The following is a 17394-nucleotide window of genomic DNA, read 5'->3' as shown; positions in this document are numbered from 1 at the left end:
GCAGCCTTAATACATCTGGCTCTGCATCGAAAGATAACGGAGCTAAAGGGAGGGACGCGAGGATGAGACGGGTCATCGGTGTGGATATCGGAGGGACAGCCGTTAAAGGGCTGGTACTCGACGAGATCGGAAACGTATGGGCGGAAGCCAGTCGCGATACGGAAGCATGGCAGGGCCGGGAGGCAATACTGTGCAAGCTGAATGCGGTGGTCTGCGAACTGCTCGAGGCCTGCACGGTTCAGGCCATCGGGCTTGCTTCGGCGGGCAGAGTAAATACCGACACGGGTGAAGTGGTGTACGCCACCGATAATTTACCCGGATGGCAGGGGCTTCAGCTTGCCGGTTGGGCGGAGGCTACCTTCAAATTGCCTGCAGCCGCCGATAATGATGCGAACGCCGCACTGCTGGGCGAGGCCTGGCAGGGAGCCGGCCGCGGACGGCACAATCTGGTCATGCTCACGCTGGGTACCGGAGTAGGCGGAGCGCTGATGATTCAGGGCTTGCTTAACCGGGGAAAGCGCTGGAGCGGCGGAGAATTCGGGCACAGTGTCCTGTTTCCCGGCGGCCGGCTCTGTAATTGCGGCCGCCGGGGCTGTGTAGAGCAATACGTCTCGGGTTCCGCGTTGCTGCGGCTCGGAAATGAGCTGACAGGCCGGGCGTATGACCATGGAGCGGAGCTTATGAGCGACGCACGGCGGGGTAATCGGGATGCGCTGCAGGTTCTTGAACATTACACCTCCGATCTGGCGGTTGTCTTGGACAATATTGGGGCTACGCTCGATCCGGAGCTAATCGTGATTGGCGGCGGGGTTATTCATGACCGGGACGTCTGGTGGCCGCTGCTAAAAAACAGGCTGCAAGGCGAGGGACTTTCCGGCATCCTTGCAGCGGCGGAGCTTGGGAACCGGGCAGGCTGCTTCGGGGCAGCCAAGCTTGCATTGGATTGCTTCCGGCAGCTGCCGGACGGATATGAGAAGGAGGATACCGCATGACATTCAGACAAGTGAAACAAAGTGATGTGATCATCATCGGCGGGGGGCTTGGAGGAACTGCCGCGGCTCTCGCCGCAGCCAAGGCAGGGTTGCGCGTCATTCTAACCGAGGAAACGGATTGGCTGGGGGGACAGCTGACCTCGCAGGCGGTTCCGCCGGATGAGCACCGCTGGATCGAGAACTCCGGCAGCACGGCTACCTACCGGGAGTTCCGCAACAGGGTGCGGGAGTATTACAGACGGAATTATCCGCTTACGGAGTCTGCCAGAAACAATCCGCTGCTCAATCCGGGGAACGGCTGGGTCAGCCGGCTTGCCCATGAGCCGAAGGTTGCACTAAGCGTCCTGCACGAAATGCTGGCTCCTTATGTACATTCGGGACGAATTGAAGTGCTTTATTATACGGTTCCGGTTCATGCCGAGACGGCAGGCGATGAGGTCACGGCGGTGACGGTCTTACATACCGTGAAAGGAACCGAGATCAAGCTTAAAGGGGCGTATTATCTGGATGCGACGGAATGCGGCGATCTGCTGCCGCTTGCGGGGGTGGAGTATCGAAGCGGCGCTGAATCACGCCATGAGACAGGGGAACCGCATGCGCTGGATGAAGCGGACCCGCTCGATATGCAGTCGATTACCCATGTCGCTGCCGTCGATTATGTACCAGGCGGCGATTTTACGATAGAACGTCCTGAGGATTATGACTTCTGGCTTCAATATGTGCCTTCCTTTTCAATGTATCCCATTCTCAGCTGGTACGCCTCCGATGCCAGTGATACGACGAAGCTGAAGCAATTCACCATGTTTCCCAATGACGAGGGAATTGTCTCGCTGTGGGATTACCGGAGGATTGTCGATCCTGCGGTCTGGAGCCTGCCGCTCAATGACGGTGAAGTCACTCTGCTGAACTGGGCGCTGAACGATTATTATGCCGGTCCGCTGATCGGAGTGCCTCCCGGGGAACGGGAACGGCATTTGAAAGGAGCCAGACAGCTGACGTTGTCACTTGTCTATTGGCTTCAGACGGAGGCGCCGCGGCTGGATGGCGGGAAGGGGTATCCGGGGGTGAGGCTGAGGGGAGACGTACTTGGGACAGAGGACGGGCTTGCGAAGGCTCCCTACATCCGTGAAGCAAGAAGAATCCGTGGGCTCTACACGGTGACTGAGCTGGATGTGAGCAAGGAGCTGCGCGGTGAAGCGGGACCTATGCGCTATGAGGACAGTGTGGGCGTTGGGAGCTATCATCTGGATCTTCATCCCACGACCGTATCCCAGCGCACGTTCTACATCCCCAATCATCCGTATGAAATTCCGCTGGGCTCAATGATCCCTATTCGTGTCACGAACCTGCTTCCGGCCTGCAAAAATATCTCAATGACCCAGATCGCAAACGGCTGCTACCGCCTTCATCCAACCGAATGGAATATTGGTGAAGCTGCGGGACTTCTGGCCTCTTACGCCATTACAAATAAAGTTCTGCCGCGTGAGGTTCATGGATCGGATGACCATCGCAAGGCTTACCAGCAGCTCTTAATAGACCATGGCGTCCAGCTTCACTGGAGTGATACAGAGCTGGAAATGCAGTAGGTGACAGGATAATCGCATCTGGTGGCAAAGGATACCATCACCTCTTGAACTGTCGGAGTGTAAGGGACCACCTTTGTCACCGGAATTCTAAACCTTCCTCAAATTGGGGACAGAGGCACAGTTATTACTGCCGAAAAAACTGGAAATTAGATGATATTCCCCCCTGACTATGGAAATTTCCCCCTAGCTTAATCTTGTGCTTTATATGACAATAAGATTGCCTTCATCCTTCTTATGTTATGAATCCTCCTATTCCATGTACACCATCCCTCCCAACTATTTTGTAGGCATAAGCATTGCCCGGACAACATTACCGGGATTGCAGCCCATGAACAGCAATACAAGATTAAGAGCACAGATTATTTTTTCTTGCGCTTTTTTGTGTGCTTAATCTATCATCCTGATCTCATGAATCTGATAGAGACACTGGATGAAGGTGAATCCGAACCAGGAGGTGACTTTGGGGAGCTTTGCCTGTAAAGAGGACTGCAGGTTACGGCATTGAACCGAGGAGGTAAATGAAAATGAGGTCGACAAACAGATTTCGTAAAACCTTTGCGCTTAGCATGGCCGTTGCTCTTGTGATTGCACTCTTTTCAACGATAGGCACCAGTGTCAAAACTGCAAATGCGGCTGCGGGCTATAAGCTAATTGGTTATTATGCTTCCTGGGCTGCCTATGGGCGAGCCTACAACGTGACGGATATCGATCCCAGTAAAATGAATGTAATCAACTATGCGTTTGCCGATATATGCTGGAACGGGGTTCACGGCAATCCTGACCCGAGCGGACCCAATCCGGTTACCTGGACCTGCCAAAATGAGCAAGGCCAAACGATCAGTGTTCCGAATGGAACGATTGTGCTGGGTGATCCCTGGATTGATGCCCAGAAAAGCTTTGGGGATGACAAGTGGGATGATCCGATTAAAGGCAACCTGAAGCAGCTATGGAAACTTAAAGAAAAGAACCCGAATCTTAAAACGGTGATATCCGTCGGCGGCTGGACCTGGTCGAACCGGTTCTCGGATGTTGCCGCTACGGCAGCGACCCGTGAAGTATTCGCAAATTCCGCAGTTGATTTCATCCGCAAATATCGAATGGATGGTGTTGATCTGGACTGGGAATATCCGGTCAGCGGAGGCCTTGCAGGCAACAGCTACCGTCCGGAGGATAAGCAGAATTACGTGCTGCTGCTGCAGAAAATCCGTGAAAAGCTGAATGCGGCCGGAACCGCTGACGGTAAAACCTATCTGCTGACCATTGCCTCTGGTGCAAGCCCTGCCTACGTTCAGAATAACAACCTTAGCGGCATTGCTGCTGTTGTCGACTGGATCAACATTATGACCTATGACTTCAACGGCAGCTGGAACACGACTACAGGACACAATGCCCCGCTCTACTATGACCCGGCAGCAGCCTCATCAGGTCTGGCCGATCCGGCGAATTACAATATCGACAAGGCTGTCACAAGCTATCTCGCAAGCGGAGTCCCGGCGAATAAGCTCGTCCTGGGCATGCCGTTTTACGGACGCGGCTGGGGTGGTGCGCCGGGTACAGGAAACGGACAATATCAGGTTTCGGCAGGTATTTCGTCCACAGGCACATGGGAAAAGGGAAACTATGATTTCTACGATCTCGAAGCTAACTATATTAACAAAAACGGCTATACCCGCTACTGGAACAACACCTCAAAGGTTCCATATCTCTACAATCCGTCTACACAAACCTTCATCAGCTATGATGACGCCGAGTCCATCGGCTATAAGACCAGCTATGTCAAAACCAAAGGCCTGGCAGGAGCGATGTTCTGGGAGACCAGTGGCGACCGCAACAAAACACTGCAAAACAAGCTGAACACCGATCTGGGCGGCGGAGTGGTGCCGACGCCAACACCGACTGCAACGCCAACAGCTACAGTGAAACCGACATCAACGCCTACTGCTACTGTTACCCCGACACCAACTGCAACACCGGGGCAATGTACGGCGGCGGCATGGAACGCGGTAACCATCTACACCAAGGGCCAGCAGGCTTCCTATGGAGGTGTGCTGTATGAAGCCCAGTGGTGGACACAGGGGGAACGCCCTGACCAGAGCGGCGCATTCGGGGCCTGGAAAGTGATCGGCACCTGCGGCAACACTACGCCGGCGCCATCGGCTACGGTGAGTCCGACAGCAACGCCAGTACCAACGGCAACACCCGTGCCAACAGCTACAGTAAGCCCGACGGCAACGCCCGGGGGATCTGCCTGGGCAGCAGGAGTGGCCTATACAGCAGGCGACAAGGTAAGCTACAGCGGCAAAACGTACATCTGCCTGCAGTCGCATACCTCGCTGCAAGGTTGGGAACCGGCGGTAACGCAGGCTCTATGGGAGCTGATTTAGCACTATATTCCACCTGAACAGCAAAAAAAGCTTGCGGAGAAGGCTGCGCCTCGATCTGCAAGCTTTTTTTATTATGTCATAACCAACAGCAGAATTACTTCACCGGATCGAATCTCCTACATATGGCTCCTCAGCAGCCTCCGTTGTTCTTCAGCCTTTATGAAGAAGCTGATTGTGGTGCTCATAACCTTCCATAGGCTGAAATATAATGAAAAAGCATGGCTGTGTCCCAGCCCTGATAAAACTAATGCAACGCTATGCCGTTTTTTTCGTTATAGTAGTATATAGCGGAAGGTGGTGGATTCACCGATGGAAGCTTGGATAGTTTGGTTGATTACAGCCGGCGTTCTGTTTGTGATTGAAATGTTCGCGCTTACTTTTTATCTTCTCTGGTTAAGCATAGGTGCTCTGGCGGCTGGTCTGCTCTCACTTGTGTTTCCTGAGGCGATTTTGCTGCAGGTGGTCGTCGGTTCATTGGTTGCCCTCGTCCTGACCTTTTTCACCAAACCGCTGGTCGCGAGATTCCGCAACTCACGGGGATTTAAGGATACAGGGACAGAGATTGTCGGAAGACAAGGCATTGTCGTTGAGCCGATTGTGCCGGGACAATACGGGCAGGTCAAAGTGGGCGGTGACACCTGGAGTGCAACCTCGGTTCAAGCTCTGGGCAAAGACCAGGCAGTCCGTGTCATCCGAAGAGGCAACACGATTATCGAAGTAGAACGATGGGGGGATAAGTACTAATGGAATGGGCAATTATCGGTATTGTTATTGCTGTCGTCGTTGTTTTTATCGCGCTTACGATCAAAATCGTACCGCAGCAGCGGGTAGGGGTTGTGGAGCGTCTTGGTAAATTCCACCGGCTGCTTACACCGGGTCTGAATATTCTGATTCCGATTATTGATCAGGTGAGGACCTACCATGATTTGCGGATTCAACAGGCCAATGTGCCGCCGCAAACCGTAATCACCAAGGATAACGTGCAGGTGCAGATCGACACGATCATTTTCTATCAGGTGGTTGGTCCGGAAGAAGCGACTTATGGAATTTCCGATTATGTATATGGTGTGCGCAACATTTCCACAGCTACGATGCGGCAGATTATCGGGAAGCTGGAGCTGGATGAAACATTGTCGGGCCGGGAAAAAATCTCATCGGATATCCGCCTGGCTCTGGATGAAGCGACTGAAAAGTGGGGCGTGCGGATCGAGCGTGTCGAAGTTATTGATATCAAGCCGCCGCTGGACATCCAGGAAGCGATGGATAAGCAGATGAAGGCAGAACGCAGCAAGCGGGCGATTGTGCTGGAGGCGGAAGCTGCCAAACAGGATATGATCCTGCGTGCTGAAGGGGATAAGCAGAGCAAGATTCTGAAAGCGGAAGGCGATAAGGAAGCGCGTATCCGTCAAGCGGAAGGGTTCCGCCAGGCGCAGGAGCTGGAAGCACTGGGCCAGGCCAAAGCGATTCAGGCGGTCGCCGAAGCCGAGAAGACGCGGATCGCACTGATCGCCAGCGCAGGGCTGGATGAGCGTGTGCTGGCGTATCAATCTTTTGAAGCGTTAGGCGAAATCGCTAAGGGACCGGCCAACAAGGTGTTCCTGCCGACCAGCGCCGTTGAAACGCTGGGCAGTCTCGGGGCTATCGCCGAGGTGTTCAAGGCGAGCAAGGAGAGCAAATAAACGGAAGCGGATTAGACAATTGCGGCACATTCCGTTAAAGTAAAAGCAAAACTTAAGCGTAAGCTTACGAAGCCAGTTTTGCATCGCAAAACTTTAAGGAGACGATACTGTGACGCAAAAAGAAATTTCTCCGCTGGTCGAAGCGCTGGGGCTGCAGCCTCACGTTGAAGGCGGATGGTACAAAAGACTTTGGAAATCATCCTTTGATATCCCGCAAGAAACACTGGGAAGCAGCTATTCGGGCTCCAGAGCCTCAGCTTCTTCGATTTATTTTCTGCTCCATCCGGGCGAAACCTCGGAATGGCACACGGTGCTTTCCTCCGAAATCTGGCTGTGGCATTCCGGCAGCCCGATTGTGTTAAGCCTTGGAGGAAGCGGTGATAAGCCGGAGGATGTTACCGAGGTTATCCTGGGTCTCGACATCGCCTCCGGCCAGCAGCCGCAGGTGGTTATTCCGGCGGGAGTATGGCAGGCGGCCCGGGTGCTCGGCGACGAGCCGGTGCTGGTCTCCTGCATCGTATCCCCGGAATTTCATTTTGACGATTTCAAGCTGATCGGCAAATAAGCAATTTTAAAAATAAGTGCAGACTGTGAAATCAGACTGCACTTATTTTTTGTTCTAATTTACCGGCGCAGAGTGGCATTTTGGACCTGCGGGAGCAATCTGCTATACTGATTTTGGCCATTGGCTGATTATGCGGCCTCTTTTAAGGTTAAGGAAGTTAAATCAATATCATTAGGCTTGGAGGGTTAACGATGAGTGAATTGAACGGACCGTTTTCGGGTGGACCTACATTAAATGACGGAGTCACTATGCCGTGGCTGGGACTGGGCGTATGGCAGACCAAAGATGGTGAGGAAGTTATCAACGCGGTGAAAGCAGCAGTGGAAACAGGCTATCGCAGCATTGATACGGCAGCTGGATACAATAATGAAGAAGGCGTCGGACAAGCCATTCGTGAATGCGGAGTGCCCCGGGAGGAACTGTTCATTACGACCAAGCTGCGCAATCCCGACCAAGGCTATGAATCCGCATTACAAGCGTTTGAAGTCAGCCGCCGCAAGCTGGGGCTGGATGTAATTGATCTGTATCTGATTCACTGGCCAGTCGCCGGCAAGTACCGGGAGAGCTGGAAGGCGCTTATTCATCTGCAAAAGGAAGGTTTCGTGAAATCCATCGGGGTGAGCAACTTCCAGATCCATCATCTGCAGGATATTATCGACGATACAGGTGTGGTGCCTGTGGTCGATCAAGTGGAGTTCCATCCCCTCTTGACCCAGCGCGAGCTGCTGAAATATACACGCCAGCATGACATTCAGCTGGAGGCCTGGAGCCCGCTGATGCAGGGCAATCTGGATGTGCCGCTGCTTAAAGAGCTGGCCGGCAAATATGGCAGAACTGTCGCCCAAATTGTCCTGCGCTGGGATCTGCAGCAGGGTGTCATTACCATTCCCAAATCGGTTCATGCCGAGCGGATCACAGAGAACGCCGGATTTTTCGACTTCACGCTTAGCGACGATGATGTTAAGGCGATTGAGAACCTGAACCAGAACCACAGGTTCGGTCCGGACCCGGATAATTTTAATTTCTGAGCAAGCCTCTAACAATAGGGAACTACAAACAGCAAGCCTCCGGATGGGGGCTTGCTGTTTGCAGTTATTGGCTGTGTGCGGAGAGCAGAGAGCTTAGCGATTTACCCGATAGATACGTTATACTTGCGCAGCCACAGGTTAACCTGGGCGAGATAAGCGAACAGCTGCGGGCCGGACATCAGCTGGCCGAACCAGGGCAGATTGCTGGAGGATTCGGGAGAGGCAGCGATTTCTCGGATCTTGGCTGCATCAATCAACGGCAGGATGGGCGAAGTGGAATCATCCAGAATGCCCAGCATCTGAGTCCGGACGGCATTTAAATAGGCCGGATTATGGGTTTTGGGGTAAGGACTTTTTTTACGGTAGAGTACATCATCCGGCAGGATGCCTTCGAGTGCTTTGCGCAAAATGCCTTTTTCCCGGTTGCCCACGGTTTTAATTTCCCAAGGGATGTTGAATACATACTGGACCAGCCGGTGGTCGCAATACGGCACGCGGACCTCCAGTCCTGCACCCATACTCATCCGGTCCTTACGGTCCAGCAGTGTCGGCATGAAACGTGTGATGTTAAGATAGGACATTACACGCATCTGCGCCTGCTTGCCGGTCTCGCCGTCAAGCTTCGGCACCTCCGCAACCGCATCGCTGTATCTGTCACCTAAATATTCCAGTGGACGTATCCATTCCCCCACTTCCGGCGACAATAGAGCTGCACGCATTTTGGGGGCTACCGACCAGGGGAACGTGCCGGAAGAGAGCATCTCGTCCCGGTGGAACCAGGGATACCCGCCAAAAATCTCGTCCGCCGCCTCGCCGGAAATGGCCACAGTCGCGTTCTTTTTAATCTCACGGCAAAATAGATACAGCGAAGAATCCACGTCCGTCATCCCCGGCAAATCGCGGGATTCCAGGGCATTGTCCAGCGCCGTTACCAGCTCCGGTGTGTCAAAGGCTACATAATGGTGATTCGTGTTTAACTCATCAACCATCCGCTTAATCCACGGACCGTCTGCGCCGGGCTGAAAGGTGTGGCTTTTGAAATGCTTGTCGTTGTCGACATAATCGACGGAATAGGTATCCACCCGGCCTTGGCCGGTGCGGTTGTAATAATCCACAGCAAGCGCGGTCAGTGCGCTGGAATCGAGCCCCCCGGACAGCAGGGAGCAGACCGGAACGTCGGAGACAAGCTGCCGCTCCAGTGTATCCTGCAGCAATTCACGTACTCTGGCGGCTGTTTCTTCTTCATTTTCCGTGTGATGATTGCTTTCCAATTTCCAATAAGCATAGCTGCGCAGGCCTTCCCGGCTATAAATCATGGCATGACCTGGACGAAGCTCGAATATATCTTTGTATACCCCATGTCCCGGAGTGCGGGCCGGACCGATGATGAAGATTTCCGCCAGTCCTTCCGGTCCAACCTTCGGCTGTACCTTGGGGTGCTGGAGCAGAGCTTTGGGTTCGGAGCCGAAGACAAAAACATCGTCCACCCGGCTATAGAACAGGGGTTTCACACCCAGGCGGTCGCGTGCCAAAAATACCTGGTCCCGCAGACCGTCCCAGACGGCAAATGCAAAGATTCCGTTCAGCTTCCCGGTGCAGTCCGGTCCCCACTCCATATAGGCGTGCAGCAGAACTTCGGTGTCGCACTCGGTGAGAAAATGGTGTCCCCGCTGTTTCAGTTCCTTTTTGAGCTCGGGGGCGTTATATAATTCGCCGTTGTACACAATAGCGTACACCTTATCGTCATGGCGGGCGATCATAGGCTGTGCGCCGTTCTCGGGATCGATAACGCTTAGTCTGCGGTGACCGAAGGCACAAGGCCCTGAAATCCAGGTTCCGGCCGCATCCGGCCCGCGGTTGGCCAAGGTTTCAGTCATTTTTACGAGCAGTTGCGAGTGCTGTGTGAGGTCGCCGCGCCACTGGATAAATCCGGTTATTCCGCACATGATGGTTCATCCTCTCTTTTGTGCGATTGTTGTCCTTTCTTTTTTGCCAAGTAATACAGATATATGCCGAAGGAAGGGATAAAATGTATGTCCTTATCCGAACACTAAGGGAGAGGGAAATTTGCCAGGAGGGATGGATGACAAGTGTATTATATTAAAGACGCCAAAATCCGCAGAATGACCGAATATGACGGCGCACCTTGTGCAGAAGTGGGCGTATTGCCGGGAGCTGTAGGCGATTCCGCACTTTTGGTGTACATTGTTGAAGACCAGCGCGAGGAAGGTTATGAAATTGTGCGCATTCTGACGAATGACGCGAATACTTCGACCGATTGGTTTGATAACAATTTGCATGACGCTTTTCAGGATGTGACGGCCAGTGCTTTTACTGGCAGCATCATTATGAGCCCCGAGGATGAACGCTCCAAATTCCAGCGCGAACTGCTTATCTTCGGCGACTTGAAAAAGCAGCTGGAACGGCATTTCCACAAGTGACTCCTATAATCCGGCGATTGGATGCGGCAAAGCTGCCGCAGTCTGCCCCGGGGGGAGAACGGATTGGGGTGAGCGGCTGACCGCCGCTGATTCTGCCCCGGGGAAGAAATGCTGTGGGAGGGTGACTGGTGAGGATAGGCTGATCTGCTGTGCTGCCGTTGCTGTTTCGCCGCATTTTAGTAAATTATATTGCTGCAGCCTTGAAAAAAAATCTGAATGCGGTATAATAGAGAACGTTGCGTGAATACATATGCTTTAGGAATTAATTACTTCACTTTTGTCCCGGTAGCTCAGTTGGATAGAGCATGCGCCTTCTAAGCGCACGGTCGGGGGTTCGAATCCCTTCCGGGACGTCACACAAAACAGCCTTCCTCCGGGAAGGCTGTTTGTGCGTCTGGGGGGAGAGAAGCCTCTAGGGGCGTTGGCGCATCCACCGCAGTTGTGAACAACTGAAGTTTAGTTGTATTTTGTGCAGCTAAAAGTACTCATAATCGGGAGCGAAGTAACTTAATTGCACTCTATACATTTATATTTGTCCATATCCCTCCTAATGATGAATTGGGAGGTTTTTAGCTGTACCGAATACAACTAAATCCCGAGAGGAGTGATTTTCTTGGATTTTAGCTGTACACAATGCAATTAAGCTTATATCTCAGTGAATGAAGGGATAGCCGTGCTTATTGCATAGACTGGCTTGCTCCTGATAAATACCCGTTCTACAGTCTGCCACCTCCTCCGTTACATCCGCTCCGGCTTCGGCAGGCCAAGCACCTCAAGCACTTCGCCGAGCGTTTCCTGGAATGTTGAAGTAAGCCAGAGGCGGAAGCGGATGGTGGGTTGCTCCCCTTTGAGAATCGGGCAGGCGGAATAAAAGTTATTGAACAGCGAGGCCAGAGTATGCGCGTAGTTACAGATTGTATTTGGCGTCAGCTCTATGCTCGCGCTGTATAAGGTGTCTTGCCAGATGCTGAGATGTCTCAGCAGGGCAAGCTCCGCTTTGTCCAGTGGGGCCGGGAAATCCGGCACCGCAGCTGGTTCTGATACCGCATCCGCCGCCCCATCCGCCGCCGCATCGACTGCCCCATCCGCCGCCAGTACCGCTCTTGCCGCAGTATTTACCGCCATCATTGGACCTGCCGCTGCTCCCAATACGGCGCCTGCTTCCATTCCAGCGGCTTTACTGAGCACACTGCCCGCACGCGCATAGGTATACATCAGGTATACGCCGGTATTGCCGGAAATCTCGGTCGCCTGCTTGAAATCAAACACAATCTCCGTCCCCAGATTGAAACGCAGCAAGTAGTAACGGATTGCCGCTGTGGCGATCAGCCGGCTGGACAGGCCGTTTTTGTCGGAGCGGGTGGCTTCAATGGTGTTCTCCATAAGCTGGACCAGCTCGGTGACCTTGATGCCGATGCCCTGACGGCCGGACATGGCGTAAGAGGTTTTACCGTCCGAGGTATCGATCCCCAGTTCAGCGGCGGAAGCCGGACTAAGAGAAACCACGCCATAGCTTACATGATGAAGCTTCCCGGCTTGCCCGGCATATCCCAATACCTCTAAAGCCTGCTTCACCAACGCCTGCGGATACTCCTGTCTGTAATCAATGACGTTAACCACCATATCGGCCTCTCCAAAAGGCAGCTGCTGTCCACTTGGGCCCGTCGTCCAAACGCCTGCATTAAACTCGCTGTAGGAGAAGTTTTTGTCCAGCAGTCCGAATTTCCAGAGATGATAGGCGATGTCCTTGGCGGTGTAGGTTAAAATCCCGTTCGAGCGCACCAGCACCTTATCTTTCTGATGTTCCTCTGAATCCGCGCCTGTGCCGTCTGTTGCCGATTGCTTCAGAATCCAGCATCCCGCCAGCTTGCCCTCGGTTTCCTGAACAAAAACGGCCGTCTGTTCCAGCAGCGCAAAAGCGGAGGACCAAAATCCCTCTTTTAAAATACTGCTCTCCCACACCAGCAAATCGTAGGTGATGCCGAAGTTATTCATTTCCTCAACATGCTCTCTCACAATCCGTTCAGCCACAAGGCTGCCGAGCCAAGCGGTATTGCCGTTTCCTTCTTCCAGGGCGTGGAGAATCTCCGTCCGTTTTTGGACTGTCTCAGGGTGCAACTCATATTCCTTATTGATTCCGGCGTAGATATCCCAGCAATAATCACCGAAGCGGACATGATCACCCGCGAGCGGCACATTCATTAGCCCGACCACCGTATCTGCCAGCTGATTGCCAAGGTCATCCACGTAGTTGTGAACTTCCACGTTGTAACCTGTTTTTTTCAAAATCCTAACCAGCGCATCTCCAATACAGGAGTTTCTCAGATGGCCGATATGCATTGATTTATGTATATTGACGTGACAGGAAACGCTTGTTTGTATTCATTACTTCTCATATGTTTATTACTGCAAATTCGACAAGAATACTATATACTCCCTTTTTATTTCAAATGCACAAAAGGAAGCTATTCCTAAATTTTGAATGGTGTCAAATAAAGACTATTAAAAAAGGGGGAGGGTTATGGCTGTTTGGAATACAGGACCAATTGAAAATAACGCATGAAGTCCTCCGCAGAGAACAATCTGATTCGTTCGAAACAAAGTAAATCATTGAGTGAAAGAAGAACGATGGTTGAATCAAACAAGGAGCAGTTCCAGGGCAGAGCTGTTCCTTGTTTTCATTAAGCTAACGGGCAGGATAGTTTAAACAATACGACGAAATACTCTCAGCATAGATGCTCCACGAATACAATCTAGAAGAAAGAGGTGTTAGCAATCCGAATCCATATCATCGGCGGCTCAGGAAGCGGTAAATCCTATATCGCAGCGTTATTGAGCGATAAGCTCCGGATCCCGCATTACGATCTAGACGATATTTTCTGGGATAATCAATCGAATGAATATGGCGTAAAGGCACCGGAGGATGAGCGTGACCGTCGGCTCAGAGAAATCATCGGTCTCGATTCGTGGATCGCAGAAGGCGTATACAAGTCGTGGGTAGGGCCAAGTTTTGCTGCTGCAGATAAGATCGTCGTACTGATGACGCCGTTGTCCGTTCAGGAGGAAAGAATCTGGAAGCGTTATGAAGAGCGCATTGCGGGCATAGTCCCAAACAAGAAGCGTGAGACGCTCGAAGGCATCCACAACTTGTTGGCATGGAATAAAGACTACAATCTGACGAAGCTGCCTAACTTGATTGGCCATTGGGACTATAAGCACAAAATGATCCTCGTCCGCGATAATTTGGATCTTCTTGAACTTCAATTGATGTGACTTGCTTTTTCTTGTATGGCTAACTGGGAACGATAGCTCCATGACAATAGGTAGCCGAGATCATCGGCTGCCTATTCAGCTAACTGGCAGGATACTTCAATCATATTAGCGAAGAGGAGTGAATTTATGAAATTTAAACTTATTGATCTGTACGGAGTACCTGTAATTTCTTTACCAATAGGTTATGATTTGTTAGAAGCTTTTATCGGGACAAATCTTCAAGATAAAGATGAAAAGGGAATCTGGCTCATTGATTCGATTAATGAAATATTGAGCGGTAAAGTGACCAAAACTACCCTTTCTGGTGTAAAGTATCATGTGGTCGAGCTAAACAATACAACCGTGAGAATAATCGACCCATGTTCCGATGACGGAGATTATTGTGAGTTACCCATAGACACCTTTAGAAACATAATAGTCAACTGGCTCAAACAAAAGGATGAATATTACGGATTGCACTAACGGGACATGATAGGGTGATAAAATGAAAAGAGGAATCAGTTTCGAGATTCCAAATGAGTACGGAGGTTTTCTTGGAGAAATATTGAAGCCGTTCGATATGACATCATTCAACTGGTATATTGGGGGCGAGGAATCATATTTCGTGGAGGACTGTACCTTAGAGGAGCCACTGTTCCCTGGTGAGGTATATGGGATGGACGGCGTAATTCTTAAAGGAATCTTAGAAAATAACGAGTATTATTTAATATTCGCAAATTTAAAAGCTTATCCAAAAAAGAAGAACGTGCAAGACATTAAGACCTACGAAGAGTTCTTAAAAAGCGATTGCCAGCTTGTGCTTTTAGTCGTTGATAGTGCTTATGTCACGGTTTATTGCAAAGATAAAGTTTTACTTGAAAACCTGTATCATAACGCAATAATAAATGGATACGATAATGTCCAGTTCATTACAGATGAAAATGATGGACGAACAAGACTATCTGTATGGTAGAAACATTACGCTAACGGGAAACGTTAGTTCAATGAAACAGCGACAGTCTAGGACTTTATTTTTTCGTCCTTGGCTGTCGCTGTTTCAATTTCCGAGGTCAGTCTAAAACTTATTTTATGAAGTCTGACGGTATTACAATCGAGAATCCCCGTGGAATAAAGACACCCAGTCTAATACTTTATTTTCTACAGATATCAAGTTATAATTCTTTGCTCAGGACAAGTGTCAAAAGAAAATAAAGTAATATATAGACCGTAATTAAGATCATAACCTAATGAGCAGGCGATCGACGGTTCCCAGCGGATGCTTGTTGATACGCTTCATAAATTGACTTACATGAAGCTTAATCTTATAGAATTTTTCGAAAAAGACGTTGTTTACCACATCGGATTTTAGCCACAGCCATAGCCCTTCAACCGGATTGAGGTTTGGGCTGTAGGGCGGTAGAAAGACCAACTGCAGGCGCGGATGTTCCATCAAAAAAGGCTGTAACTCCGTGGCATGATGAATCCGGCTGTTGTCCAGAATCAGCGCGATTTTCCCACTCGGATACGCAGAGAGAAGATCCTGAAGAAATCGAATAAAGGCTGTTGTATCGGCCATTTCTTCTTCTCGGTGATGCACCTGCCCGGTTTCATAATTAATCGCACCGAATAACTTCGCTCCTTCGTGTTTGCCATACGTTGGCACCTTGCGTTGTCTGCCACGTGGGAACCAATTGTATTGCAGCGCTTGATAGGACCGGATCATCGATTCGTCTTCAAAGAGCAAATGATCGATTTTTTCGGCTTCAACCTGTTTCTTGAGCGCTGCAAAGGTGTGCTTTTTGAAATACGCTTGGGCGTCCTGGTCAGCGTTGGCAAGCGTATAAGTTGCTTTGGTAAAACTGAAGTTCATCCGTTTTAGCATCGCGCTGATCCCACGCACGCTCATTTTGATGCCAAATTCCTGTTTGATCCACTCCGCCACCAGCGGGAGGGTCCAGGTGTACCGAGCTTCAAAACCCACATCTGCCGGTTGTTGCTGTTCCAGCATCGCCGCTAACTGTTTACGCTGCTCCTCCGTGAGTTTTGTCGGTTGTCCAGGGGAATGATCCAACTTCAGGCCAGACAGACCCTGCGTTTGGTAGGCTTTCCAATAGTGGCCGATAGTTTGACGCGCCCGGCTGAGTAAGCTCACCGATCTCATCAAACGTATGTCCTTCTAGACGAAGACGGACTGCCAGGTACCTTTCGTAGAGTCGTTTATCCGATGTTTGTTTCATTGCTGCATTCAACCGCTCGATTTCTTCGTTTCCCATTTTCATCGCCACCTTCGGGTAAGTTATTACTATTCTTTACCCGATTTGGCGATTAGTTTGACTTTGTCAGCTTTTTAAATGCGTTCTATATAGACTGGAAATTATCAAGACCTAAACTTAAGGAAATCAAATAAAATAAAGGGTTCTACATATTATGCATAACTAATATGTAGAACCCTTTATTTTTAACTATCGTGTCCCGTTTAGTTCAATGAATAAGCGCTGCGCCCCTGGCCTACTCAACTCTATTGGGCACCGCGGGACTCCAGCTGGTTGCTATTCAGGAAGCACGTGTCAATTGCGACGAGCCGTTCGCTCTATGCCATCAGCGATTACTTTGTACAGTTGGTGCGGTAAGTCGTGTCCCATGCCGTCAACCAACATTAGCTCAGCGCCCGGAATGGCAGAAGCCGTATCCTCGCCACACGCCGGGACGAACAGGGGATCGTCCTTCCCATGAATGACAAGTGTTGGTACTTTTATGGTCGCCAGCCGCGGACGACGATCACCAGAGACAGCGATCGCAGCAATTTGTCGTCCAACACTGCCTGGATCGTAGGCTCGCTGGACTTCCTCCAGAATGAGCGCTCGATATGCGTCCTCTTCAAACGGATAGCCGGTGCCGGCGATGCATTTGGCAAAAGAGACGCTGTGCGCCAAAAATCCTGCTTCATCTTCAAATGGGTTCGGCGCTGGTTTAGTCATCATCGCCATGACATCCGGGGAAGTTTGCGGAAGTGTGGGATTACCGGAACTGGACATAATGGAGGTGAGTGATAAAACCCGTTCAGGGTACTCACTGGCAGCAATCTGGGCAATCATTCCGCCCATCGACCTGCCAACGAAATGTGCCCGGTCAATTGAAAGGGCATCGAGTAGTCCGATAGCGTCGTTGGACATGTCATCGAGAGTGTAAGGGATGTCCGGTCGCTTTCTCGACATGAGAGCAGTCGCCAGTGCGTCAAAATCCAGCGTCGGATAATGGCTAAAGTGCGTCGAGCAACCTACATCGCGATTGTCAAAGCGGATTACGCGAAAGCCCCGCGCTGCTAATATCCGACAAAACGAATCCGTCCATCGGATCATCTGGGTTCCAAGTCCGGCGATTAGGATAATAGCCTCGTCATTTTCGTTACCAAAACTGTCATAGGCCAATTCGACGCTTTTGACTTTCAGAATGTTCATGATTATGTT

The 17394-nt window shown here is 51.0% G+C and carries 14 protein-coding genes, 1 tRNA gene and 1 pseudogene; 12 read left to right on the top strand and 4 right to left on the bottom strand.

The features are described 5' to 3' along the window. The first annotated feature begins 62 nt into the window (after positions 1–62). From NST07_RS28060 to NST07_RS28030, 7 genes are all read left to right on the top strand, one after another. Positions 63–992 (top strand): ROK family protein, encoded by a 930-nt coding sequence (locus NST07_RS28060; RefSeq protein ID WP_341095909.1) that lies wholly within the window; start codon positions 63–65, stop codon positions 990–992. Beyond that, positions 989–2578 carry an FAD-dependent oxidoreductase gene (locus NST07_RS28055; RefSeq protein WP_341095907.1) on the top strand — a complete coding sequence of 530 codons (1590 nt, stop codon included), beginning with the start codon at positions 989–991 and terminating at the stop codon, positions 2576–2578. The genes NST07_RS28060 and NST07_RS28055 overlap by 4 nt, the downstream gene beginning before the upstream one ends. 518 nt (positions 2579–3096) lie before the next feature. Then, positions 3097–4962 (top strand): glycosyl hydrolase family 18 protein, encoded by a 1866-nt coding sequence (locus tag NST07_RS28050; protein WP_341095905.1) that lies wholly within the window; start codon positions 3097–3099, stop codon positions 4960–4962. Between the two features lie 309 nt (positions 4963–5271). Then, positions 5272–5706, top strand: a complete 435-nt coding sequence (locus NST07_RS28045; protein ID WP_341095904.1) for an NfeD family protein — start codon at positions 5272–5274, stop codon at positions 5704–5706. Next, positions 5706–6641: an SPFH domain-containing protein gene (locus tag NST07_RS28040; RefSeq protein ID WP_341095903.1), complete on the top strand. Its 936-nt coding sequence runs from the start codon at positions 5706–5708 to the stop codon at positions 6639–6641. Before NST07_RS28045 ends, NST07_RS28040 begins: the two co-directional genes overlap by 1 nt. 109 nt (positions 6642–6750) lie before the next feature. After that, positions 6751–7206 (top strand): cupin domain-containing protein, encoded by a 456-nt coding sequence (locus tag NST07_RS28035; protein WP_341095901.1) that lies wholly within the window; start codon positions 6751–6753, stop codon positions 7204–7206. A gap of 191 nt (positions 7207–7397) precedes the next feature. Next, positions 7398–8234 (top strand): aldo/keto reductase, encoded by an 837-nt coding sequence (locus tag NST07_RS28030; protein ID WP_341095898.1) that lies wholly within the window; start codon positions 7398–7400, stop codon positions 8232–8234. A gap of 101 nt (positions 8235–8335) precedes the next feature. Here NST07_RS28030 and asnB read toward each other — a convergent pair whose 3' ends face one another. After that, positions 8336–10180: an asparagine synthase (glutamine-hydrolyzing) gene (gene asnB / locus NST07_RS28025; RefSeq protein WP_341095896.1), complete on the bottom strand. Its 1845-nt coding sequence runs from the start codon at positions 10178–10180 to the stop codon at positions 8336–8338. Positions 10181–10324: 144 nt separating this feature from the next. Between asnB and NST07_RS28020 the strand changes: the two genes are divergently transcribed. Then, complete coding sequence (locus tag NST07_RS28020; RefSeq protein ID WP_341379677.1) at positions 10325–10675, top strand: hypothetical protein; 351 nt, start codon at positions 10325–10327, stop codon at positions 10673–10675. A gap of 279 nt (positions 10676–10954) precedes the next feature. Continuing rightward, positions 10955–11028 (top strand) — tRNA-Arg (locus NST07_RS28015). A gap of 385 nt (positions 11029–11413) precedes the next feature. On the opposite strand, the pseudogene argS reads toward NST07_RS28015, so the two are convergent. Beyond that, positions 11414–13033, bottom strand: a pseudogene (argS, locus tag NST07_RS28010) (arginine--tRNA ligase); the annotation flags it as partial. A gap of 408 nt (positions 13034–13441) precedes the next feature. Between argS and NST07_RS28005 the strand changes: the two are divergent. The 3 genes from NST07_RS28005 (at position 13442) to NST07_RS27995 (ending at position 14900) form a co-directional block, all read left to right on the top strand. Continuing rightward, entirely contained in the window at positions 13442–13948 is a 507-nt protein-coding gene (locus NST07_RS28005; protein ID WP_342480592.1) for a hypothetical protein, read from the top strand. Positions 13949–14074: 126 nt separating this feature from the next. Next, on the top strand, positions 14075–14410 hold the full coding sequence (locus tag NST07_RS28000) for a hypothetical protein (protein WP_342480591.1): 336 nt from the start codon (positions 14075–14077) through the stop codon (positions 14408–14410). A 22-nt stretch (positions 14411–14432) separates the two neighbouring features. Then, on the top strand, positions 14433–14900 hold the full coding sequence (locus tag NST07_RS27995) for a DUF2691 family protein (protein ID WP_342480590.1): 468 nt from the start codon (positions 14433–14435) through the stop codon (positions 14898–14900). Between the two features lie 264 nt (positions 14901–15164). On the opposite strand, the gene NST07_RS27990 is transcribed toward NST07_RS27995, so the two are convergent. Then, a protein-coding gene (locus NST07_RS27990; RefSeq protein WP_341095893.1) for an IS630 family transposase occupies positions 15165–16206 on the bottom strand; the annotation gives its coding sequence in 2 pieces (ribosomal slippage) (positions 15165–16079 and positions 16081–16206; 1041 coding nt in all). Between the two features lie 288 nt (positions 16207–16494). Continuing rightward, the gene (locus NST07_RS27985) at positions 16495–17385 is read right to left on the bottom strand and encodes an alpha/beta hydrolase (protein WP_341095892.1); all 891 of its coding nucleotides are present in this window, start codon (positions 17383–17385) and stop codon (positions 16495–16497) included. Positions 17386–17394: the final 9 nt, after the last annotated feature.

Origin of the sequence: Paenibacillus sp. FSL L8-0340 (assembly GCF_038593145.1) — a bacterium.
Classification (GTDB): Bacteria; Bacillota; Bacilli; order Paenibacillales; family Paenibacillaceae; genus Paenibacillus_AQ.
The sequence above is the reverse complement of the archived record's forward strand: the minus strand, read 5'-3'. Positions and strand labels throughout refer to the sequence as shown.

Excerpts from the sequence above, each read along its gene's own strand:
- NST07_RS28050 (WP_341095905.1), top strand. The coding sequence starts at position 3,097 with ATGAAAATGAGGTCGACAAACAGATTTCGTAAAACCTTTGCGCTTAGC.
- NST07_RS28055 (WP_341095907.1), top strand. The coding sequence starts at position 989 with ATGACATTCAGACAAGTGAAACAAAGTGATGTGATCATCATCGGCGGG.
- NST07_RS28030 (WP_341095898.1), top strand. The coding sequence starts at position 7,398 with ATGAGTGAATTGAACGGACCGTTTTCGGGTGGACCTACATTAAATGAC.
- asnB (WP_341095896.1), bottom strand. The coding sequence starts at position 10,180 with ATGTGCGGAATAACCGGATTTATCCAGTGGCGCGGCGACCTCACACAG.
- NST07_RS28000 (WP_342480591.1), top strand. The coding sequence starts at position 14,075 with ATGAAATTTAAACTTATTGATCTGTACGGAGTACCTGTAATTTCTTTA.
- NST07_RS27995 (WP_342480590.1), top strand. The coding sequence starts at position 14,433 with ATGAAAAGAGGAATCAGTTTCGAGATTCCAAATGAGTACGGAGGTTTT.
- NST07_RS28045 (WP_341095904.1), top strand. The coding sequence starts at position 5,272 with ATGGAAGCTTGGATAGTTTGGTTGATTACAGCCGGCGTTCTGTTTGTG.
- NST07_RS28060 (WP_341095909.1), top strand. The coding sequence starts at position 63 with ATGAGACGGGTCATCGGTGTGGATATCGGAGGGACAGCCGTTAAAGGG.
- NST07_RS28040 (WP_341095903.1), top strand. The coding sequence starts at position 5,706 with ATGGAATGGGCAATTATCGGTATTGTTATTGCTGTCGTCGTTGTTTTT.
- NST07_RS27985 (WP_341095892.1), bottom strand. The coding sequence starts at position 17,385 with ATGAACATTCTGAAAGTCAAAAGCGTCGAATTGGCCTATGACAGTTTT.